Genomic DNA, 21,642 nt, shown 5'->3' on the forward strand with positions numbered 1-21,642 from the left:
CCTATTACATCTCTCGGAAGTTGTCTCTGGCTTGAGAGCTACATACTGGCATGAAACAGACAGTGTATTCTGCCGATAATCGAGGCTGTATGCGTGAAATATTACATCATCGCTCTTAGCACAGACACACCTCCGCCCTCAGTTTCCGGTATTTGTATTCCCACGAGTATCACTCAATCAAACATCGACTACCTGATTGCTGTCTACTGTCTTCCGTTATCCATGGATAAGACGGTATATTCAGGCATAATGTATGTACTCACAGACATACTTATTCAACATTGATAATAGAAGGAAGTTATAAACAAGCCCTAAATCAACTCTTTTGTGTGGGATTAGCGCCAGGCATACCGACGTGGATTCTCCTCATCGCTTTCGGTATAAATCTGGGAATTGCTGGCATTGCGATCCGCCGGAGGGGAGTCCGCGGAGCGGTCCCGCTCGCCGCGATAATGGTCTGCGTAGCGGTTTATTCGCTCGGTAACGGCATACTGGCAGCAAGCACGTCTATGTCGACGTACCGGGCCGGTCTCCTTGTCAAATACCTCGGGTTGCTCGGACTCGGGCCAACGCAGTTCTGGTTCGGGCTGACATACAGCGGCCGGGAATCGGTTCTCACTCGCCGACGCTGGGCGCTACTGCTCGCTCCGCCGGTCGTCATTTTGGGGTTTGTCGTGACCGCACAGTCACACGACCTGATGTGGACCCTCGACGGGTTCGTGCAGGGACCGCCGCTCGCGAATCCAGAGCGCGAGAACGGCCCCATCTTCTGGCTCAATCTCCTGTACCAGTATAGTCTGATAGGGACGACGTACGTCATCGTCGCGCTCTTCGGACTCAGGCGGAGCGGTCGGTACCGAACACAGGCGACGTTGATGTTGCTTGGCGGCATTATTCCGCTGATTGCGAGCGTGGTGTTCGTCTTCGGCAGCGGTCCGATGGGATCCGCAGACCAGACGGCGTTCGCATTCACTTTTACCGGGATTGTCTTCGCGATCGCGCTCTTTCGCTTTGACCTCCTTGACCTGATGCCCGTCGCGAGGCACACGCTCGTCGAAGAAATGGCCGACCCCGTCTTCGTCGTCGATAAAGACGAGCGGCTTGTCGACGTAAACGAGACTGGCGCAGCCCTCCTCGACAATGAAGGGACGGCGCTGGGCCGGTCTGCGACGGAGGTCATGCCGTCCTACGACTCGCTACCAGACGGCGACGACAGTGCCGACGCCGATGTCGTCATTGAGTCCGACAGTGGGCCCCATTACTTCGATATAAACCGTTCAACGCTTACCGACCAAACTGGCTCGGTGATCGGAAAACTGCTCATCTACCGTGACGTGACTGAGCGCCGTATCGCCGAAGAGCGGTTCCAGCGACTCATCGAGCGGTCTTCGGATATGGTAACTGTACTGGACGAAGGCGGGGAGTTCACGTACGTCAGCCAACCGGTCGAAAAGATACTTGGATACGAACCCCCCGAGCTGGTCGGTGAGAACGTCGTCGAATACATCCATCCCGACGATAGACAGGGTGTTGTTGAGGACCTGGCCAGATACGTCGACGATTACGGCTACTCCGGCACGTACGTCGTGCGGTTCCGCGACGCAGCGGGTAACTGGCGTTTCATCGAAGCGCACGCAACAAATCTGCTCGCCGACCCGTTCGTCGAGGGGATCGTCCTCAACTCCCGGGACGTGACCGAGCAACTACAGCGAAAGCGGAAACTGGAACGGCAGAACGAACGGCTCGACCAGTTTGCGAGCATCGTTGCGCACGACCTCCGGAACCCACTGAACGTCGCGAGTGGACGACTTAGCCTACTTGAGAGCGATGTCGCTAGCCACGACGCGTCGATCGGGACGATTCAGGAGCAACTCGAGCGCATGGAGTCGATCATCGACGACTCGCTCACGTTGGCTCGCTCAGGAGAAACGGTGACTGAGACCGACGAGGTAGACCTCGAACTGATCGCATACGATGCCTGGCAGAGCGTCGAGACTGGCGGGGCGACCCTCGTCGTCGAAACGACGCTCCAGATCGATGGCGACCGTAATCGGCTCCGGAATATGTTCGAAAACCTGTTCCGAAACAGCGTCGAGCACAACGAGTCGGCTGACCTGACCGTCAAAGCCGGGTCCTTACCCGACGCGGTCGGGTTCTACGTTGAAGACACCGGGGCAGGTATCCCCAGCGAAGAACGTGACGCAGTGTTCGAACAAGGATATACCACAAACGCGGAGGGGACAGGATTCGGCCTCGCTATCGTTAAAGACATCGTGCAGGCCCACGGGTGGGACATATCAGCCACTGAGGGCGAGAGCGGCGGAGCCAGGTTCGTGATCGAGTGCCACGAGTCACCTATGGTGAACCAACCCGACACCACATGACGCTGAACGACTCCAGCGACGAATGCTGTCATCGTAGCGTTACCCGCTCCCGTCACTGAAGACGGACCCACCGCTACCGACGATACGACGGCCTCAGCACAAGGGGCGGTGCGACACTCTTACAGGTCGACGTACTGGTCTTCCCATTCGCGGCGGGCGTCGATCTCACGACGCCCGCGGCGCGTAAGCGTATAGAAGTTGGTCCGGCGGTCGCGCTGGCCCTTCTCGACCAGTCCCTTGTCGACCAGAGTGTCGAGGTTCGGGTACAGACGACCGTGATGGATCTCCTTCTCGTAGTACGCTTCGAGCTCCTCCTTGATAGCTAAGCCGTGGGGCTCTTCCCTGCCAGCGATCACGTAGAGAAGGTCACGCTGGAATCCTGTCAAGTCGTGCATCGGTTTTCCTATGTAATGATTTAGTATCTATACTGTTAAATATATCGGCCCAGAGAACTTGATGTTGTTTCGGTAGTCCAGAGTATCGAATTTTCTGTATTTAGGCCCTCAGTCATCGTTTTGTTCAAATGGTAAATACAGTCAGTATATCATCATTCTTCGGAAACTGATGGCGACAGTATTATTTGTCACTGGAGGGCACTGAGAGGTTGGTAGAAACAGTCCTGCTCGAAAGCGAGCAAGGACTCGACCACAGCGCCGTCGCAGCATATCTCAGAACGGTGGTCGACTCTCCGGGAGATAGATCTGAGATCACGCTCAGCGCAGGGAGGGGTCGGGGCCACGTCGCGCCGCCATCACAGGCGGAGTTCGAGGTGAACGCCGAGCGCGCGAGTCCGGAGTGGGCGACGGTAACTCAGTATCGGAGTCGAACCGGAGTGGCCCGAGAACGCGACAGACACAGAGTGGTCTATCGAGTACGTCGTATCGTCCAGCGGTTCCTTTTCGGATGTACAGCAATCGCTCGTATCTGGTCGTTAGCAGCGAAGTAAGTGGAAAGCGGTCGCGAAAAACGCGACCGCTTGCCGCCCTGAATTGGTCCCCGCTGACGCTTCGGCCCTCCAAGCGAAGCGTCACTTGGTCGAATGGGGCAGAATAACTTAAAAGTACCGGCCCCGTCCAGCAGATGTTAGTTATCGAATTAGAATCGAATGTAAGCTGTAACTAACCTAGATGTGTTCTTCCTCAAGTACCCATCCAAGTGCCCGCTTGTAGTGGGTAAACATCATTCGGACCCGCTCGTGGTCCATCTCCTCGTCGTCTAACTGTTCAGCAAGGAACTCGTACTGCTCACGGATCTCGTCTTCCGAGCGCATACGTTGGTGTAGACAGCCCTCACGGAACAATCTTGAGGGCTGCCCTCTCAGCATCAGGTATGAAAGTCCGCGGGGAGCGCGAGTGTCAGGACTGTGGCACGCGGTGGCGGTACTACGAGACGGGAAGCATTGCCTGTCCGGACTGTGGCAGCATCCACAGTGTCGGCATCGACGAGCACACCGAACACACCGACGCACCGGCCACGCTCGACCTGACGCCGGTGCGGAGCCGAATCGATGCGGATACGACCCGAGAAGTCGCCGACGCGGCAGCGGAGCGCTGCCGGGAGTACACGCGCAAGCGGGGGTTCATCGACGCGGGCGAGCTCCGCCCGCTCGACCCGACGTTCGTCGCCGCGGTCGAACTCCAGCACGTCGGCGCACACCTCGCCCGGGAGTTACGCAGCGGCGACCCGGCAGAGCGGTACTTTTATGAACTGCTCGGCGGGGCTGATGACGGCGACCGTCCGGCCGTCGACGAGGTCCCGTCGGCCCTTCGCGTGCCGTACGGGCTGGCGATGGCGGCCGCTGTCGACAGCTATCAGCGCGACGTGCGGACGTATCTGGACGCCAATTCGGAACCGACCGCACGACAGCTCTCCGGTCGGATTCGCGACCATCGAAAGCGGGTCGAGGCGCTGGACGGCGATGTCGACCCCGCGGACGCGAACCGCCTCGTCCATGCAGCGCGGGACCTGGGGTCGTACATCACCGGCGACGAGAGCGCCTTCGTCAGAGCTGAAAACTGGCTCACCGGAATCGAGGACGACACGGTGTAACCGTCACCGGAGTCGCCGTACAAGCGACTCGTCCAGACAGTTTTCGGGAACCGAGTCCCGCCACGTGACGGTCTCTATCGATTCGCCGTCGAGGCCGGGGTCCGACGCGAGCGCCGTTGCATCTGCCGTCCCGCGATAGGTTCCGAAGAAGAACGTCGCCTCGCGGTCGCCGTCGGTTACTGTGACCTCGGTGACGGCAGCCAGTTCGTCGACAGCGATACGCACACCAGTCTCCTCGCGGACCTCGCGGCACACTGCCTCCTGACGCGTCTCGCCGGTTTCGACGCCGCCGCCCGGGAGCTTCCAGATGTCGTCCTCGTAGACGAACAGCAGGCGGTCCGCCGGGTCGGTGACGAGCGCGCCGACCGCCCAGCGAAGGCCGCGGTCAGCACGGGCGCGGACGCCGTCTACGCCCGCCGTGTCAGTCTCTCTGGTTACTCGGCGGGTGTGCACGTCGCGGTCCGCAAAATCCGCAAGCGACGGCATTCAGGGCAGGTCGACGTCGATGTCGTGTTGCAGGCCCGTCGCTTTGACCGTATTGTACAGCAACATCGCGCGAGTCATCGGACCGACGCCGCCGGGGACCGGCGTGATTGCGCCAGCGACCTCCTTTGCGCTCTCGTACTCCACGTCGCCGACGAGTTCGTAGCCCTTCTCGGTGTCAGCGTCGACGCGGTTGATGCCCACGTCGATGACCGTCGCGCCCTCTCCGATCATCTCGCCGTCGATCATCTCCGGGACGCCAGCCGCGGCGACGAGGATGTCGGCGTTGCGCGTCCGTTCGGCGAGGTTCTCGGTGCGGGAGTGACACACCGTCGTCGTCGCGTTGCCGCCCGGTGCCTTCTGGATGAGCAGGTTCGCCATCGGTTTGCCGACGATGTCCGACCGGCCGACGACGACGGCGTCTTTGCCTTCTGTGTCCACACCCACGCTCTCGATGAGCTTCTGGATGCCGTGGGGTGTGCAGGGCTTGTAGCGGGCGTCACCGGCGACGAGTCGGCCGACGTTCTCCGGATGGAAGCCGTCGACGTCTTTCATCGGGTCGATGGCTCGCAGGACCGACCTGTCCTCGACGTGGTCGGGGACCGGCATCTGGACCAGGATGCCGTTGACGTCGTCGTCGGCGTTGAGGTCCTCGATAGTGTCGTACAGTTCGGCAGCGTCCGCGTCGGGGTCGATGTCGATGTCGATTGCCTCGATACCGACCTCCTCGCAGTCGTTCTGTTTCATCGAGACGTAGGTCTCGCTGGCCGGGTCCTCGGACATCAGGACCGTCGCCAGCGACGGGCGCTCGCCCGCGTCGGCGAGGTGGTCGATGGACGCGACCAGGTCATCCCGAATCGACTGTGCGACGGCGTCGCCGTCGATAATCTCTGTCATTGGGTACAACGGCGGCGCGGGGCGGTATGAACGTCCCGGATTTCGGCCGGCCGCGACAGGCAGGCGCGCTCTCGCTCAGGGACAGTCCGATTCGCTGACTGACTGGCGCTCCGCTCCCTGCTCGACGGCCCGCGTCTCGCCGTCCGGGACAGTTACGGTCATCGCCTGGCCGCCGTAGCCGTGAGTCTGGTCGTGGCCGCGGACCACGACGCAGGCCACCTCGTCGGGAACCGGGAGCGTCTCCGAGCGGGTGAACGGGTCCGTCGAGTGGGCGTGCCGGAGGTCCCGGCGGCCAAGTCGGTCGCCAGCCAGCGTCTCGACCTGCCACCAGTTCGCGTAGCCGTCCTCGCCGTCGTCGTCGTGATAGAGTGTTACGTCGAAGCGGTAGTCGCCGCCGCTCTCGTCCGTGAGTTCGACCCCGACGACGTTGGCCTCCCGCAGGTCGAGTTCTGTGGCTGTTTCGGTCTGTCCAGCAGTCGACTCCTGGTCTGTCGCAGTAGCGGCGTCTGTCTCTGCCGCCGTGGCCGTCGCTGTCGGCTCGCTCGCGCCGCCGTCGCTTTGCCCGGTTTCCGCCCCCGATTCGACCTCGAACTGCGTACAGCCAGCGAACACCGACAGGGAGGTACCCAGAGCATAGAGCGTCCGGCGTCGGGTTGTGCGGGGCATACCGGATGTGTCGGGGAGAGATGTCAAAAAGGGAGATGCCAGTGGGCGGACAGCGGAATCCGCGCTACAGGGCTGGCCTGTCGCTACTCGTACAGCGTGTACTCGTCGGTCAGTTCGTCCACGCGGTCGCTGACTTTCGCCACGACATCGTCGTCGTGTGGAGCGTCGACGACTTCGTAGATGAGATCGGCGACCTCGCGGCAGGCGTCCTCGTCGAAACCGCGGGTGGTGAGTCCGGGCGTACCGGCGCGGATGCCCGAGGGGTTGAACGCCGAACGAGTCTCGCCGGGGACGGTGTTGGCGTTGAGGACGATGCCGGCCTCTTCGAGCGCTTCCTCGACTTCCTTGCCGGTGGTGTCGGGATGGGACGGACGGAGGTCGATGAGCACGAGATGGTTGTCCGTGCCGCCGGAGACCAAGTCCAGGCCGTGTTCCTTGAGTCGGTCACCGAGGGCGACCGCGTTGTCGACGGTCTGCTGGGCGTATTGCTCGAACTCGGGGGCCAGCGCCTCGCCGAAGCCGACGGCCTTGCCGGCGACGTTGTGCATCAGCGGGCCGCCCTGAGAGCCGGGGAACACCGCGCTGTCGATGTCGTCGGCGTACTCCTCGTCGCACATGATGATGCCACCGCGGCCGGCGCGGATGGTCTTGTGCGTCGAGCCGGTGACGAAGTCGGCGACGCCGACCGGCGACTCGTGGACGCCGGCGGCGACGAGGCCGGTGATGTGGGCAATATCCGCGAGGTGGTAAGCATCAACTGCGTCGGCGGCTTCCTGAATGCGCTCGAAGTCGACTTCGCGCGGGTACGCGGAGTAGCCCGAGACGATGATGTCCGGCTCGAACTCCTCGGCGTGGTCGTGCAGTCCCTCGTAGTCGATGTAGCCGGTCTCCTCGTCGACTTTGTACTGTTCGACCTCGTAGACCTGCCCGGCGAAGTTCGCCGGGTGACCGTGCGAGAGGTGGCCGCCGTGCGTCAGGTCCAGCGAGAGGATCTTGTCGCCGGGTTCGAGCACGCCGAGGTAGACGCCCATGTTGGCCTGCGAGCCGGAGTGTGGCTGGACGTTGACGTGGTCCGCGCCCCACAGTTCCTTCGCGCGGTCGATTGCCAGTTCCTCGACGTCGTCGGCGTACTCGCAGCCGCCGTAGTAGCGCTCACCGGGGTAGCCCTCGGCGTACTTGTTCGTCAGTTCGGAGCTCTGTGCCTCCATCACAGCCTCGCTGACGTGGTTCTCACTGGCGATCATCGCCAGCGTGTCGTTCTGCCGGCCTCGTTCGCCCTCCAGGGCGTCTGCGACTGCCGGGTCCGCTTCCCGTACGGTTTCGTAGCTCATGTATCCGAGTCAGGACCGATACGACAATAATCTACCCTTTGGGCCACGTATGTGCTATGTTATCACACATTGTCCGGTGCCGCGGGTACAGTTGGGGAGACGACATCCTGACACCCGTACGTATATATCAGATGACGTTCCACATGTCTATGCATGGTCACCTGGGGGGTGGCAGGCGAGCGGGTGGACCGGAACAGCAGTAACACGCCGGAGTGGGATGGAGAAACGGTCGACCCGAGCGCACTGGTGCGCCAGTTACACGATCGAGAAGTTACGGACGGCGAACAGTTACCACATCGTGTCGACGACTGCTACAGCGGGTCCGTCACCGAGTTAGCACTGCCGGCGGTGGATGCCACGGTAACCCGAGTCGCTACTGACACGAATACTGGAGCAGTTGATTCACCGACGACCCTAGAGGAGGGGGAGTACCTGCTGACGATGGAGGCCCGTGCTGCGGATAGCGACCGAGGGTCGCCGTTGGGCGTCGTTGACGACATTCGGATCCACGTCCGCTTCGACGGGCCGGCGTCGCTCCACTCGGCCGGCATTACCTCTGTCCTCGGTTTCCAAGAGCCGACGAGTATTACCGTCGGGTTCGTCTGGGAGACGAGCGCGGAGCGGCCGCATCTGCAGGTCCCCGCGACACCTGCCGGACTCGCAACGGCGATTACCCATCTGAGTGGGGCCCATCATACGATGCAGCCGTCCCGCTCACATCCGGAACTCCGCGGCCATCCGCCGATAGTCACGACCGGCGAGACGACCCGTATTCCCGAACCGGTTCGGCAGAACCGTCCGGAGACTGGCATCACGCTCCGTGTTCCGGAGTGCGAGGCGGAACTGCTCGTCAGCGCCCCGCTGGCGTACTATCTCGGGGCCGAAGTGGTAGTCGAGTCACGGGATGCAGCACTGTTGACGGCCGACGGCACGTCGGTACACCGCTCTTTCGACGCGTGGCCGTCGCTACAGGCCGGCGTCGCGGCGCTGCTCCGGAAGGTGTTCTACCTCGACTGTCTGGTCAGACGCGTCGATCCAGCCGAGAGTGGCGCTCGTATCACGTCCGCGCTCTCGCTCGACCCGGACACAGTTCGGTCGCTGTCGCCGGCTGGACGGCTCGAGCGGTACATCGATGTCTCCGACGAGGCCGTGAACTCGATTCTGCCGGAGTGGCCACTCTCGACGTACGTCTCACCCGAACCGGAACGGGTCCGATGCCTGCCGTTCCTGCTCGACCGACTCAGTCTCATCTACCTGCCGGACAGCTCCCGGCTCGACCAGGATGAGCTTCTCGACAGGACGCTGTCGGATTCGTATCTGAGCCGCGGTTCGGCCGAGCGCCCACCGGTCATCGAGCCGAACCTACGCGAGGGCCAACTGCACTCGTGGCTCGCTCCGGGGAACCCGATAGACGCCTGTAAAACGCCGGCGGAGGCGTACGTGAACCGCTACCGGAGTCAGAACCGGGATGCCGACAGCCAACGGGTCGCGGTCGTCCTCAACGACGAGGAGATGGCCGGCGAACACACGGAAGTCACAGAGATATACCGGGCCGCGGACCTGCCGATGGACGTCCAGGTCAGCGAACTGCTGTCGGTCAACGAACTGGCCGACGTGTTCGAACAGCCGGCCGATTTCGTCCACTTCATCGGCCACTGCGACGAGGAGGGACTGCGCTGTCCCGACGGCAATCTGGCGCTGTCGTCGCTGTCGGAAGCCCGAACGCAGACGTTCTTCCTGAACGCCTGTGGCTCCTATGACGAAGGGCTTGACCTCGTCAAACAGGGCGCGGTCGCCGGTGCGGTGACACTCACCGACGTGCTGGACAAACACGCCGCCCTGGTCGGGACCGCCTTCGCGCGCCTGCTCAGTAACGGATTCAGCATTCAGCGAGCGCTGGAACTCGCTCGCCGACGGATAATGATGTGCAAGGACTACGCGGTCGTCGGCGACGGGACCTACTCTATCGTTCCCAATCCCGCACACCCCGCGGTCGTCTGGGTCTCCAAAGGGGAAACGGGATTCGACGTCCAGTGTACGGTCGTGTCCCCGGAACGGCCCGGTGAGAGCTACCGCCTGCCGTTCGACGACAGCGCCGCGCTGAACGGCGAACAGACGAGCCACTCGCTCGGCGCTACGGAGTTGGCCGACGCGCTGGGCCAGACCTCACTGCCCGTCATCTTCGACGGGGAGTTTCACTGGTCCGACGACCTCGCTGCGCGTCTCCGGACGGACTTCTGACGAGCGCGAAGCTGTCAGACTCCGTGACGGAAGCCGAGACGGCCGTCATCTATTTTCGAACCGGCCACCCGAGGAGCCGTATTGATGCGACACTCTCCGTACGCACTCAGGTACAGATTTGATACTGTGCTCCAGTCGTGGCTTCCGGCGGGTAGGAGACAGTGACAGTAACCACTGATTCGAGCGAATTCGCGTGACGACGACGAGCAGAACAGATGGTTCAGTCCGTGAGACGAACGGCTTCTGCTTAGGACAGTTGACCAATATTTTATCGCCTCTCATCGGTGGGTGTTGTCGGATTGTTGGCGAAATCAACACAGTATGGCCGGTAAAATTAAATATAATAATACACTATATACTGGCAAGGGACAATGACTGAAAATCTCCTGCAAGACGACGTCGGGTCTATGTTGACCACGGTGTTTGGGGCAACTGACGAGCCGGTGTACGTCGTGAACCCGTCGCGGCGGACCATCTCTGAGCTTGTATCGACACTGGACGCGGATTCGGGCGCTCCCGAAGTTCGGCTGCTCGCCGACGAGCGCGCACTGAAAGACGTCATGGACGACTTCCTCGTTGCGAGCACCGCGGCCGACCTCATCGACGAGGAGCGGCTCACGATGCGACTGCTCGACGACGTGCCGAACCACTCGGTCGCGGTAACTGTCGATACGGTGTACGCACTCGTCACCATCAGCGACACGGTCGGCGGTCTCGGGACCGACGACGCGGCGTTCGTCGACAACGCCTACGACTACTACGGCTCGACCTGGGAAGACGCCGACGAGTACTCGCTCCGGACGCCGCCGCTCAACCGCGTCCAGAGCACGCTGGAAGCCGACATCGGCCCGGAAACCGCGTCGGACTTCAACGACGTTCTCAGCTCTCTGTCGACGGCTCGTGGCGACGGCGACGGTCTCGACGAGGTCACCATCAGCCTGCTCGTGGCCGCACGGAACGGCGAACTGCTGTACGACATCAGCAAATGGGGCGAAGACGTCGGACTGGCGAGCAAGGCGACGTTCTCGCGGACGAAGACGAAGCTCGAAGACATGAACCTCATCGACACGGAAAAGGTCCCGATCGACGTGGGTCGACCGCGGCTCCGCCTGATGCTCGGTGACGACCGGCTCAAAGACGCCGAGCCGGACGAGCTGGCCTCCGTGGCTCAGTCGATCCTCGCCGCGTAGGTTTTTCCCGCTCCACCGCGAGGGGTTCGGCATGCAAACTGTCGAAGTCGTCGGGCGTGGACCGGCCGTCGACGCACTCACTGCGTTTCTCGCTGATATCGACATTACAGTAGCACAGCCGTCGACACCGGCGGACAGCAGTGGCGAACTCGCCGTCGTCGTCGATACCGTCGGGTCAGAGACGTTTGCGGCGTGGAACGACCGAGCGAAAGGCGATGACGTCCCGTGGGTCGCCGTCGAACTGGGCGGCGTTGGCGGCGTCCCGGTGACTGACGCCGCGATCAGCGGCTTCGGACCCGAGACGGGCTGTTTCGACTGTCTGCGGACTCGGGTCGAGGCGACGGTCGACGAGACCGAGGAGATCACAGAAGCCCCGGCGGCGGCCACGCAACGATTCACGGGAGCGCTGGCGGGCCGACTGGTAACCCAGTTTCTCGACGGCGACACTGCCCTCTTCGGGACAGTTACGGAACTCCCACATACGCAGCGCCGGTTCCTCCCCGTCCCGGGCTGTGACTGCAGTGAGACGCCGAGCCGTACCCTCGGCGACGGTCGCCGAACGGCCCCGGACAGCGAGGCGCTCTCGCGGGCGGAACTGGGCCTCGACGACCGGGTCGGTATCGCCACGGAGGTCGGCGAAGTCGAGTCGTTCCCCGCCCCGTACTACCTGTCGACGCTCGCCGAGACTGCCGGTTTCAGCGACGTATCGGCCGCCGCCAAGGCCGCCGGTGTTGCCATCGACTGGGACACGGCGTTCATGAAAGCGCTGGGCGAGAACTACGAGCGGTACGCGGCCGGGGTCTACCGAGAAAGGAATCTGCGGCACGGGACGGTCGTCGATGTTCCGGATGCCGTCGCACCCGACGCGTTCGTCAGGGACGAGGCCGAATGGGACGACTCGACGGCGCTTCCCTGGGTCCCGGCCGAAAATCTGCTGACCGACGAACGGCGGTCGCTTCCCGCCGAGACCGTCCACTATCCGCCGCCATCGAACGTGGTTAGACCGGCAACGACGACCGGGCTCGGGCTCGGAAACACCGTCACCGAGGCGCTGCTGACCGGGCTCTACGAGGTCATCGAGCGCGACGCCGCGATGCTGTCGTGGTACTCGACGTTCGAGCCGCTTCGAGTTGCCGTCGACGACCACGAGCGGTACGACACGCTCCGGCGTCGCGCGGCGTCCGAGGGGCTCGAGGTGACGGCGCTGTTACTGACACAGGACGTGGACGTGCCGGTCATCACCGTCGCACTGGAACAGGACGAGTGGCCTCGCTTCGCACTCGGCACCGATGCGGATCTGGACCCGGGTACGGCCGCCGTCGGTGCGCTGGAAGAGGCGCTCCAGAACTGGATGGAACTCGACAGCATGGGTCCCGAGGCGGCCATGGACGCACAGGGTGCAATCGGGCGCTACGCCGAATCACCCGGCGAGGGGGCCGACCTGACGGCCACCGAGACGGCGGTCCCGCTGGACTCGCTCGGCCCGGACGCAGACCTCTCCGGCGAGGCGGAGCTAGAGACGTTGTGTGACCGGGCAGCTGACGCGGGACTCACGCCCTACGGAGCGCGGCTGACGACGCGCGACCTCGAACAGCTCGGATTCGAGGCGGTCCGTGTCGTCTGCCCGTCGGCACAGCCGCTGTTCTTCGGTGGTTCGTTCTTCGGCGAGCGGGCCGAAGCCGTGCCGGCCGATCTGGGCTTCGAGCCGCGACTCGACAGGGAGCATCATCCGTTCCCGTAGCAACAGCCGACGAGCGAGAGTCAGATACCGGACAGTCCGTATTCAGATGCCGAACGTCGCCCGCAGCATGTCCCGCGTGCCCGGCCCGAGGCCGACCGCGGTAACGGCGATGAGCAACAGCAGCGCGTACCGCGGGCTGTCGTCGATGAACTCCTGATTGAACAGCGAGACGACCAGCGAGGCGACAGCGAGCTTGACAATCAGGAACGGCCACGACGTGCCGATAGCAGCAGTCAGACCGGCTGACTGGAGAGATTCGGTGGCTTCAATGATGAATGCGTTGGCCGGGTGTTTCGGGTAGTACGTCAGCGGGACGTTGAGCGCGTCAAGCCAGTCAGCCAGCAGGACGTTCGCGACGCCGTCGATGGCGTGGCCCCAGATGACCAGCAAGCCGATATAGCCGGTTCCGTCGTTCAGCGCCGGTCGATAGGACTCGAACAGGCGGTACAGACCGTACGACAGCGCCGATGCCAGTGCGACAGTCGTGATGAGGACTGACGGGTACAGCGTCGCGTACTCGCGTGTGAGCGCGACAAACGTAAGATAGAGTAGCGTCACGGCGACGAAAATGCTACCAACAGCGCCAGTCGTCCGGTAGTAGCTGTCGACGATGCCGCGCTGTTCGAGGTCCACGCAGACGACGAGGACGAGCAGCGTCAGTAGGAACACCGTGCCGTAAATAACGGGACTGATGATGAGTGAACTCAGCGGATACTCGACGATGGGTGAGACGCCGGCATCCACCGCGCGGTCGGTCGCGTCCTCGACAGTCCGCAACGCGCCGCCGAGCAACATGAACGGCACGAACGCGAAGTAGAGCTTCGGGTCCTCGGCGATGTCCAGTCGCTCGAGGAGGAAGTAGACGCCGACGAGCATATACACCAGAATCAACATGTAGCCGATCTCGGAGACGATAGTGTATCCCGGCTCGGCGATGAGCCGTCCCTCCTGAATAGCCGCCCTACAGCCATCGTACAGCGGTTGTGGCCCGGATGCAGTCATCTCGGCACAGCTGGCCGCCTTGGCGTCCGCGTACACTGGCCCCCAGAAGTACTGCCAGAGGAACCGATCCCAGACGGCCTGTGGAGCGGCCATAACGGCTCCGACCGCGACGAGGAGGACGGCAGCGAAAGAGCCCACCCAGAGCTGGCCGGGCCCGTACTCATCGACGGCTCGCTCGAACGTTTCCATGGCCGAGTGACCGGTGGCAGGCGGTTTTAGCGTTCCGGTCCCGTGTGCGTGGAGCGGACTTCCGCGAGCCAGACGCGGCGGGATTTGATGGCGAAACTGTGTTCAATCCTCAGCGAGTGCCTCGTTGCCGGCCGCCACGAAGGCCTCGTGTGCCTCGCCGTTGGAGGCGACGACGGAATCGCTGTCGTGGGTCCAGGGCTCGCCATCGAGGTCAGTGACCGTGCCGCCAGCCCGTCTGACCATATGGACGCCAGCGAGCGTGTCCCAGGGGGCCATCGGGCGCGTGCAAACGAGCCCTTCGAGCGCCCCGTCGGCAACGTGTGCCAGCGTGGCCTGGAACGAACCCAGACGCCGAATGTCGCCGAAGCGGTCGCCGACAGCGCTACACAGCCGACCGAACTCGTCCCTGTCGTCGCGATCCCACCAGCCGACAGGAGCCACGGCGAACGTCTCCGGGTCGGTTCGACCACTTACCGACAGTTCGGTCCCGTCTCGCGTACCGCTCTCCGGGCCGGCGGCGTAGAGGTCACCGTACGAGGGCAGATAGGTCACTGATGCGACCGGCTCACCGTCGACAACTGCGCTGACGGCCGTCCCCCACAAGCGCATCCCACGGACATAGTTCGCCGTCCCGTCGATCGGGTCGATGACCCACAGGGAACCACTGTCGGGGACGCTATCGACCGCTTCAGGCTCGCGGTCAGCCTCGGGCCCGGCCCGCGTCGAAAGGTCTTCCTCACAGAGAAATCGGTCGTCAGGGAACTCTGCTCGAATCGTGGCGACGACCTGCCGCTGGGCGTCGCGGTCCGTCTCCGTAACGAGGTCGTTCTTGTTGGCCTTCGACTCGACACTGAGGTCGCCCCGGAACTGCTCGCGGGCAACGACACCGCCAGCGCGGGCCGCTCGCTCGGCAACCGCCGCCCGGTGGCTTGCATCTGTCATATCTGATGCTGGACCTCCCTTGTTCAAACCATCTCGCCTTCCAGCAAAACAGGGCCGACGGCTGGCGATGGGTTACTCTTCTTCGACAGCCTCGTCAACAGCGTCGAGAATGGCTTCGGCGATGTCCCGCGCCTCATTGGGCGTGTACAGGACCTGGTTCCCCAGTGACTGTTCAATACGGACGTAGCCGTCGTCGTCCTCAATGGAGAAAAACGCTGTATTCTCCAGCGGTGGCACATGCAGGCTCGCCCCCTCGGACTGATCTGTGGCCATGTTATTGTTTAGCACATAGGGCGGCTTAAATCTACGGCTCTGGACAACAGCGGCCGCCCAATTACAAATATTAATAATCAGACCCCAACGGCTTATACTCAGTCCAGGTATGTACGTATATGGCATCGATACGTGGGGCACTTCGGTTCAGCAAGGACATCTCGGTTATCATGCTTTTGGGAGTCGTCTACGTCCTTGGGCTGAGCGTCGCAACGCTGATCAGTGCATCGGAGGAGCGACTGCCGCGGATACACGCTGTTGGTGGCGAGATACGGAGTCGGCTTCGTCGCCCAGTGTGAGACGCTCAGCAACCATGACGCCAAAGCCACCGACCGGTACATGGAATCAGGTGGCTGTACCCGGAACACGCTACTCGAATTGACGCATTTTCCCGATTACAGACTATCCGAGACGACTGCCCAGTGCCTCTCGTAGTAGTTTCCCGGTGTAGTTCGACATTCGCAGACGTGACTTCCTAGTGACGGCTCCCGTTTTATCACCTTGCTTGAAATATCCGGCGCTGAAACCGCGGGAGACACAGTCTACTAGTCTGATAGATATCTGCTTCACAACGTACATTAGTGCGTGAATAATGTGCTTTATTGATAGATGGCACGCCACACTGTGGTCATGGGTCGAAGAAATCGTGTACAATCAGGGGAGGAGAGGGATTCTCATGACAACTATTGTTATTAATGATGGATTATCCCACCCGACAGCTTTATTATATGCTGCTTTGACATGACACTCTGTGTGGAAGCCGTGCGGTACATATCAGAAATTCGGCATTGAACTCAGATAAAATGGGGCCTACTAGCCGTGTTCATCGGAAGCCGCTCAGGGGAGTGGAGAGTGTATGCTACCAGACGCACCAGCGATAGCCGAGGTACGGGAATGACGATACAAGCAAATCAGGCAAATCAAGCGGGTCAACAGGGGATCACGAAGGCTGTAGACGAGTTTCTCGTCACGCCGGAGAGCGAAGTCACGCCGGTTTTGAGCGTCGTGATGCCCACCCTCAACGAGGAGAAAGGGATCGTCGAATGTATTGATCGGATCAAGACAGCGATCTCGGAGTTACGTGTGCCGACCGAGATCATCGTGAGCGACAGTTCGACCGACGCGACTCCGGAGTTAGCTCGCGAGCGGGGTGCGACAGTCGTGACACCTGATGAACCGGGCTATGGCTATGCGTATCGCTACGCGTTCGACAAGGCACGGGGAGAGTACATTGCGATGGGTGATGCTGACACGACGTACGATTTCGAGATGATTCCCCAGCTCCTCGAACCGGTCCAGAACGGCGACGCGGACATCTGTATGGGGAGCCGACTGGAGGGCGAGATCCGGGACGGGTCGATGCCGCCACTCCACAAATACGTCGGAAACCCGCTGTTGACGCGGTTCCTGAACACGTTCTATGGAGCCGGTGTAAGCGATGCACACAGCGGCTTCCGTGTGTTCACCAAGGACGCGCTCGAAACGCTAGAGCTAGAGACGACCGGGATGGAGTTCGCCAGCGAAATGATCATGGAAGCCGGTGCGAACGACCTCACCATAGAGGAGGTCCCGATTATCTACCACGAGCGGGAAGGCGAGGAGACGCTCGATAGTTTCAGTGACGGCTGGCGACACGTCCGCTTCATGCTCGTGAACGCGCCGGACTACCTGTTCTCGTATCCGGCTCTGTTGCTAGTGTCGGTCGGGGCAGTGTTGATGTCGCTATCAATCGCTCGGCTGTCGATCGGTGGCGTTAACTTCGGCATACAGACGATGGTCGGCGGGTCGTTGCTGGCAATCGTCGGGTATCAGGTCTGGACGCTCGCGCTGTTCAGTTCCATCGCCGCGAACCCGATAAACAAGCCCGAGGGTGTGCTTGTCGGCATGATACGGGAGCGGTTCCAGTTGGAGCACGGCGCGTCCATCGGCATTCTCGCGGCTGCAGTCGGGATTCTGTACCTCGGGAGCGTGTTCGGACAGTGGCTGCTCGCCGGCGAGGCGGCGTTACCGTCAGCTACAGCGACCCTTCTGGCCTCGACAGTCGTAGTGCTGGGGCTACAGACAGTGTTCGGGTCGTTCTTCATGAGTATGCTAGCAGACAGCAGCTAACCGTTGACAGTCGCTTTAGCGGAATTGGTCAGTTCTGGGTACACCTGCTAGGGCACGTTCCGTTCTCGACGCAGTCGATGTCGGGCTGTGTTCGGTTCTCGGCAACGAACTGCCACTCGTTTCGGCCTACACTGTCGGTGCCGTTGGAATAGGAAAGTTGTCTGTACAGCCCGTTGTAGTTCATCACGCTGTCGTACTCTGTCTGGGAGTACCGCTCCTCGTCGATACCGTCCTGATGGGCGTCGAGCCCCATCGCGTGCCCGAATTCGTGCATGAACAGCGAGGCGGTGATCTTCGGTGAATCGAACCGCTCCATCGCCGCGATTTCAGGTCGGCCCGCACCGACGAAGTAGTCGTCCCCGTTGTAGGCGACGTCGTCAGTTAGCAGGACGTAGTAGTAGCCGTCAGCACGGTGCTCGGAGTGGTTGGCCCGGAAGTCATAGATGTCGTTCCCGGCACCAGCACGGGATTTCGAGTGTACCGTCCCGTTGGCCGAGAGGTTCGTATCGTCTGTGACGAGATGGATATCGATCCCGGTGGAGCCGTCGGGGTTCGAAACGGGTGCATTCTCAAACGTCTCGACAATAGATGTCCGGACCGGGTCGCTGAGCGTCGTTGACTGTGTAGAGTCGACTTCGACGTAGATGTCCGTTCGGAGCGGGTCTGCATCCGGAAGAGCCTGCTCACAGCGGACTTCCATGCCGTCCGGATAACCGTCGCCGTCCGTGTCCGGGTCCGTCGGATCAGTGCCGTAAACGGAGCGCTCTAGCGAATCCGCCAGCCCGTCTCCGTCTGTATCAGTGGCGTTCGAATCGGCCTGAGCCTGCTGTACGTCCGGAGTATCGGCCCCGCCACCGCTAGCAGTGTTCACCTGCGGCGACGTCCCGGCGACTGGAAACACGACACCGGCGAGAAGCAGCGTCACGAGGACGACGGCACCGACGCGAACCGTCGGCAGGCGACAGAACCAGTTGTTCGCGAGACGGCGGGCGCCAACTAAGATGTCTGTGAGCATAGTGCTAATATTAATACTGATTCCGATAGCTACATTTAGCAGAGTTCTCGAATTCCGATCTCTAGTGAACTCAGACCATCCATGACTAAGGATTTTTGAGTGACGGTTAAGTATATAATCCCCCAAATATCAATATCAATTTCGATATTAACGATAGATGCGAACTCCCAGCACTCGGCTGTGTCTGTCGGTATCTTCAATGGGCTCGGTTCAGTAACCGAAGCTAATGCGTGTCACCCGGCGGTTCTGGCTCACGATCACTGCTATCGGTAGTCTCGTCGTGAGTGGTGGGCTGCTCGATGCGCCCCTGTTAGTCGTCGGGGCCGTCGGGCTCGCAGGCTGGCTGCTCGCAATGCAGTTTGCGTTCGTCCGTGGCGTTTCACGACTCGAGGACGAACTCACCGTCAGCCAGTCGCTCGACCGGTCCCGAATACGGACCGACGCCGAAACGAAGTACACTCTCGAGGCATCAGTTGCCGCCGCCGGCGATCACCTGCCGCTCTCCGTCGAGGCAAGGATTCCACTCGCAGCGCGGATGGAAGCGGGTTCCTCTCCGGATATCCATCTCGATACGTCGATGCAGTCCTCGTCGGTGACGCTTCCGCTCACCTGGGAGACTGTTGGTAACTACACCGTTCCCGGAGCCACAGTAACCGTCAGTGACGGCACCGGGCTGTTTACCCAGTCGTTCACGACGGCTTCCGGCCCCGAACTGGCAGTCGAGTCCCCGTCGGTCGGTCCGATTCACGTTGGCCAGAGCGGGAAACAGTTGCTACGCGGTGTCGGCGAGCACGAGGCCCGGGGGCGGACGGGTGGCCTGTCAGCTGAGGAGATTCGAAAATATGTCCCGGGTGACGCATTGAAATACGTCGACTGGAAGGCGACTGCCAGACTAGACGAGACGCACGTCCGCAACTACGAGGCTGAGAGTAACCGTAGCGTGGTGCTCGTCCTCGATCACCGGCAGACTCTGGGTGATGGGACACCTGGCGAAACGAAGCTAGATCACCTCAGAGCGGTCGCCGCAGCGTTCCAGCAACGTGCCGAAACGATCCGTGATCCCCTGGGCTATCTCACTATTGACGACGCGGGCGTGACGGAATCGAGAATCCCTGTGGCGAGAACCGAGGCCTACAGGTCGTGCCGGCATCGGATCAACGACCTCGACACCGAAACTGAGACGCCGGCAACAGCTACCACGACAGCGTCTCACACCGGCAGGATGACAGGGACGGTGAACCCGACGGCGGACACACAATCACCGATGGAAACGACGTTGCTCGCGTATCGAGATGCCGCCGGATCAAAACGACACCTTCCCAACCAGCCGCTGTACAACGGGCTCCAGGCGGCACCACACGAGATACGCAGCGCGAACCTGCTGGTCATCTGTACCGACGACAGCAACCCGAGTGAACTACGGAACGCGGTTGGACTGGCGAGACGCAACGCAACGGAGGTCGTCGTGTTTATCGCCCCATCAGTAGCCTTCGATACGGACCTCCTCACCGATCTCGATACCGCATACGAACGGTATCGAACCTTCGACCAGTTCCGGCGTGAACTGAACGAGGTCGACTCGGTGACGGCCTACGAGGTTGGGTCCCCGGACCAGATTTCGGCTATTCTGTCCGGCAGCCCAGCGAACACAGACCGGAGGGAGTACGCATGAGCGTCGCACTGAAAACGGCACGCTCGCGCCGATCACTACCCACCGTGCTCGGCCTGCTGGGCATCGTCGTAGCTACAGGCGGACTCGTCTGGGGCGGGCCGGTATGGCTTGGTTTCGTCGGTGTTGTCCTCGGCGGTCTCTACCTGTCCGGTACACCCGTTCTCGCGGTCGTGCTCGGACAGGTAGCGCTCGTCACAGTCGATACACCATCACTGCTACCGCTCGTCATCGTCGAAGGCGGCCTGTTCCTTGCGTTGCTTTCGGTACCTATCGAGACACCCGACAGGCGAGTCGCCGGCAGCCTCGTCGCACTTGTCGTTCCGCTGCTCGGCAGTCTCGCCTGGCTGTCGCTCTGGCGCTGGGACTTGGCCCCCCTCAGCGTCGGGGCCACCGTGGTCATCGGAATTGCCATCGTCGGCTATCTCTTCCATCGCTATCTGCTGATAGAACTCGACATCGTGACTGAAGACGCAGCTTCGGACCGTGATTTCCTATGAGCCAACCCGAGCCTACGCAACTGGACGCATCAGCCGATGACAGCACCCGACAGACGGATATTGTACACGACCGCCAGACACTCGAAGCGGAGCTGGAAGTGTTACGGGAGGAGAACCGCCGGTTGCGCGACTCCTACGCGCATGCGAAGCGGGCAACGTTCAGACGGACCGCAGTGGGCTTCTTTGCGGTCGGTGGACTATCCCTCATAGCGGCACTCCTCTTTCCAACCCTGCAGACCATCTTCGTCGCGTTCGCAGGAACCGGTGTGTTTGCGGGCATCGTCACGTTCTATCTCACTCCCGAGCGGTTCGTCTCGGCGTCGGTCAGTGACACGGTGTTCGACACGTTGGCCGATGTCGAACAGCACCTCGTCAGCGAACTGGAACTCCAGACCGAGACGGTGTATGTCCCAACGGCATCCCGTCCGGAAACGAATGCGCGCCTGTTCGTCCCCCAACACGTCGAGTACGCGGTTCCCGATCCAGACCAGTTGGGAGAGCTGTTCGTTACGAGCGGTGCCGAGGCGGAACAGGGTATATCGCTTCCCCCGACTGGAGACCGTCTGTACACCGAGTTCGAGCAAACGATCTCTGGCAAATTCGGTAACGACCCCGATGCAATAGCGGCGCAACTGACCGCAGCCCTGTCCGAGCAGTTCGAACTCGTCGATGACACAACAATCGAAATCGATGGCGGGAGCCGAACTGCTTCTATTGCCATCAGCAATCCCGCGTTCGGCGACATTCACCAGCTAGATCACCCAGTGGTGTCCCTGCTCGCGGTGGGGTTTGCCACGGGACTTGATCGACCGGTCACTGTCGATACGCGCGATGACGACCGGTTCAGCGGTGTCGTGACCGTTTCGTGGGATGCACTCGAACAACCATCGGCGCAGTCCAATGGCGCGGCGGCCCGAGAACGAGAGACGACACCAGCCCCGGAAAACAGCTAACTGCGGTC

21 protein-coding genes are annotated in these 21,642 nt (G+C 61.6%); 11 read left to right on the forward strand and 10 right to left on the reverse strand.

All coding sequences use genetic code 11. The features are described 5' to 3' along the window. Nucleotides 1-329: 329 nt before the first annotated feature. Nucleotides 330-2,384 (forward strand): sensor histidine kinase, encoded by a 2,055-nt coding sequence (locus HAH_RS07865; RefSeq protein ID WP_079891613.1) that lies wholly within the window; start codon nt 330-332, stop codon nt 2,382-2,384. 119 nt (nt 2,385-2,503) lie between these two features. On the opposite strand, the gene HAH_RS07870 is transcribed toward HAH_RS07865, so the two are convergent. After that, complete coding sequence (locus tag HAH_RS07870; protein WP_004518082.1) at nt 2,504-2,779, reverse strand: PadR family transcriptional regulator; 276 nt, start codon at nt 2,777-2,779, stop codon at nt 2,504-2,506. 209 nt (nt 2,780-2,988) lie between these two features. Between HAH_RS07870 and HAH_RS20460 the strand changes: the two genes are divergently transcribed. Further along, nucleotides 2,989-3,330 (forward strand): amphi-Trp domain-containing protein, encoded by a 342-nt coding sequence (locus HAH_RS20460; RefSeq protein WP_175055157.1) that lies wholly within the window; start codon nt 2,989-2,991, stop codon nt 3,328-3,330. 177 nt (nt 3,331-3,507) lie between these two features. On the opposite strand, the gene HAH_RS19920 is transcribed toward HAH_RS20460, so the two are convergent. Beyond that, complete coding sequence (locus HAH_RS19920; RefSeq protein WP_004961170.1) at nt 3,508-3,654, reverse strand: hypothetical protein; 147 nt, start codon at nt 3,652-3,654, stop codon at nt 3,508-3,510. Nucleotides 3,655-3,713: 59 nt separating this feature from the next. Here HAH_RS19920 and HAH_RS07875 point away from each other — a divergent pair, with 59 nt between their 5' ends. Continuing rightward, nucleotides 3,714-4,433 (forward strand): DUF7117 family protein, encoded by a 720-nt coding sequence (locus HAH_RS07875; RefSeq protein ID WP_004961169.1) that lies wholly within the window; start codon nt 3,714-3,716, stop codon nt 4,431-4,433. A gap of 3 nt (nt 4,434-4,436) precedes the next feature. Here HAH_RS07875 and HAH_RS07880 read toward each other — a convergent pair whose 3' ends face one another. The 4 genes from HAH_RS07880 to glyA all read right to left on the reverse strand — a co-directional run bounded on the left by HAH_RS07880 (nt 4,437) and on the right by glyA (nt 7,810). Then, nucleotides 4,437-4,919, reverse strand: coding sequence for an NUDIX hydrolase (locus HAH_RS07880; protein ID WP_014040443.1), 483 nt, complete (start codon nt 4,917-4,919; stop codon nt 4,437-4,439). Beyond that, a complete protein-coding gene (locus HAH_RS07885) occupies nt 4,920-5,813 on the reverse strand; it encodes a bifunctional methylenetetrahydrofolate dehydrogenase/methenyltetrahydrofolate cyclohydrolase (protein ID WP_014040444.1) in 894 nt (297 codons plus the stop codon). Nucleotides 5,814-5,888: 75 nt separating this feature from the next. Then, nucleotides 5,889-6,479 carry a hypothetical protein gene (locus HAH_RS07890; RefSeq protein WP_023843272.1) on the reverse strand — a complete coding sequence of 197 codons (591 nt, stop codon included), beginning with the start codon at nt 6,477-6,479 and terminating at the stop codon, nt 5,889-5,891. An 83-nt stretch (nt 6,480-6,562) separates the two neighbouring features. Next, nucleotides 6,563-7,810 (reverse strand): serine hydroxymethyltransferase, encoded by a 1,248-nt coding sequence (glyA, locus tag HAH_RS07895; RefSeq protein ID WP_014040446.1) that lies wholly within the window; start codon nt 7,808-7,810, stop codon nt 6,563-6,565. 153 nt (nt 7,811-7,963) lie between these two features. Here glyA and HAH_RS07900 point away from each other — a divergent pair, with 153 nt between their 5' ends. The 3 genes from HAH_RS07900 (at nt 7,964) to HAH_RS07910 (ending at nt 12,982) form a co-directional block, all read left to right on the forward strand. Beyond that, entirely contained in the window at nt 7,964-10,051 is a 2,088-nt protein-coding gene (locus HAH_RS07900) for a hypothetical protein (protein ID WP_014040447.1), read from the forward strand. 371 nt (nt 10,052-10,422) lie between these two features. Next, nucleotides 10,423-11,241 (forward strand): transcriptional regulator TbsP, encoded by an 819-nt coding sequence (gene tbsP, locus HAH_RS07905; protein ID WP_008309020.1) that lies wholly within the window; start codon nt 10,423-10,425, stop codon nt 11,239-11,241. 31 nt (nt 11,242-11,272) lie between these two features. After that, nucleotides 11,273-12,982 carry a YcaO-like family protein gene (locus tag HAH_RS07910; protein WP_014040449.1) on the forward strand — a complete coding sequence of 570 codons (1,710 nt, stop codon included), beginning with the start codon at nt 11,273-11,275 and terminating at the stop codon, nt 12,980-12,982. Nucleotides 12,983-13,024: 42 nt separating this feature from the next. On the opposite strand, the gene HAH_RS07915 is transcribed toward HAH_RS07910, so the two are convergent. From HAH_RS07915 to HAH_RS07925, 3 genes are all read right to left on the reverse strand, one after another. Then, nucleotides 13,025-14,173, reverse strand: coding sequence for a DUF63 family protein (locus tag HAH_RS07915; RefSeq protein WP_014040450.1), 1,149 nt, complete (start codon nt 14,171-14,173; stop codon nt 13,025-13,027). Nucleotides 14,174-14,275: 102 nt separating this feature from the next. Beyond that, a complete protein-coding gene (locus HAH_RS07920; protein WP_014040451.1) occupies nt 14,276-15,115 on the reverse strand; it encodes an inositol monophosphatase family protein in 840 nt (279 codons plus the stop codon). Between the two features lie 72 nt (nt 15,116-15,187). Continuing rightward, nucleotides 15,188-15,388, reverse strand: a complete 201-nt coding sequence (locus HAH_RS07925) for a hypothetical protein (RefSeq protein WP_004518094.1) — start codon at nt 15,386-15,388, stop codon at nt 15,188-15,190. 119 nt (nt 15,389-15,507) lie between these two features. On the opposite strand from HAH_RS07925, the gene HAH_RS19480 reads away from it, so the two are divergent. Together HAH_RS19480 and HAH_RS07930 are read left to right on the forward strand one after the other, a co-directional pair. Next, nucleotides 15,508-15,687 carry a hypothetical protein gene (locus tag HAH_RS19480; protein ID WP_144443754.1) on the forward strand — a complete coding sequence of 60 codons (180 nt, stop codon included), beginning with the start codon at nt 15,508-15,510 and terminating at the stop codon, nt 15,685-15,687. Between the two features lie 595 nt (nt 15,688-16,282). Beyond that, nucleotides 16,283-17,497, forward strand: coding sequence for a glycosyltransferase family 2 protein (locus tag HAH_RS07930; RefSeq protein ID WP_014040453.1), 1,215 nt, complete (start codon nt 16,283-16,285; stop codon nt 17,495-17,497). A 28-nt stretch (nt 17,498-17,525) separates the two neighbouring features. Here HAH_RS07930 and HAH_RS07935 read toward each other — a convergent pair whose 3' ends face one another. Beyond that, nucleotides 17,526-18,512, reverse strand: coding sequence for a zinc metalloprotease (locus HAH_RS07935; protein ID WP_014040454.1), 987 nt, complete (start codon nt 18,510-18,512; stop codon nt 17,526-17,528). 226 nt (nt 18,513-18,738) lie between these two features. Between HAH_RS07935 and HAH_RS07940 the strand changes: the two genes are divergently transcribed. Genes HAH_RS07940 through HAH_RS07950 form a run of 3 tightly spaced genes read left to right on the forward strand, consistent with a single transcriptional unit; the run spans nt 18,739 to nt 21,634 of the window. Beyond that, nucleotides 18,739-20,184: a DUF58 domain-containing protein gene (locus HAH_RS07940; RefSeq protein WP_014040455.1), complete on the forward strand. Its 1,446-nt coding sequence runs from the start codon at nt 18,739-18,741 to the stop codon at nt 20,182-20,184. Next, complete coding sequence (locus tag HAH_RS07945; protein ID WP_014040456.1) at nt 20,181-20,681, forward strand: hypothetical protein; 501 nt, start codon at nt 20,181-20,183, stop codon at nt 20,679-20,681. The genes HAH_RS07940 and HAH_RS07945 overlap by 4 nt, the downstream gene beginning before the upstream one ends. Continuing rightward, the gene (locus HAH_RS07950) at nt 20,678-21,634 is read left to right on the forward strand and encodes a hypothetical protein (protein ID WP_014040457.1); all 957 of its coding nucleotides are present in this window, start codon (nt 20,678-20,680) and stop codon (nt 21,632-21,634) included. The genes HAH_RS07945 and HAH_RS07950 overlap by 4 nt, the downstream gene beginning before the upstream one ends. The last annotated feature ends 8 nt before the right edge of the window (nt 21,635-21,642 follow it).

This window comes from Haloarcula hispanica ATCC 33960 (genome assembly GCF_000223905.1).
Lineage (GTDB): Archaea > Halobacteriota > Halobacteria > Halobacteriales > Haloarculaceae > Haloarcula > Haloarcula hispanica.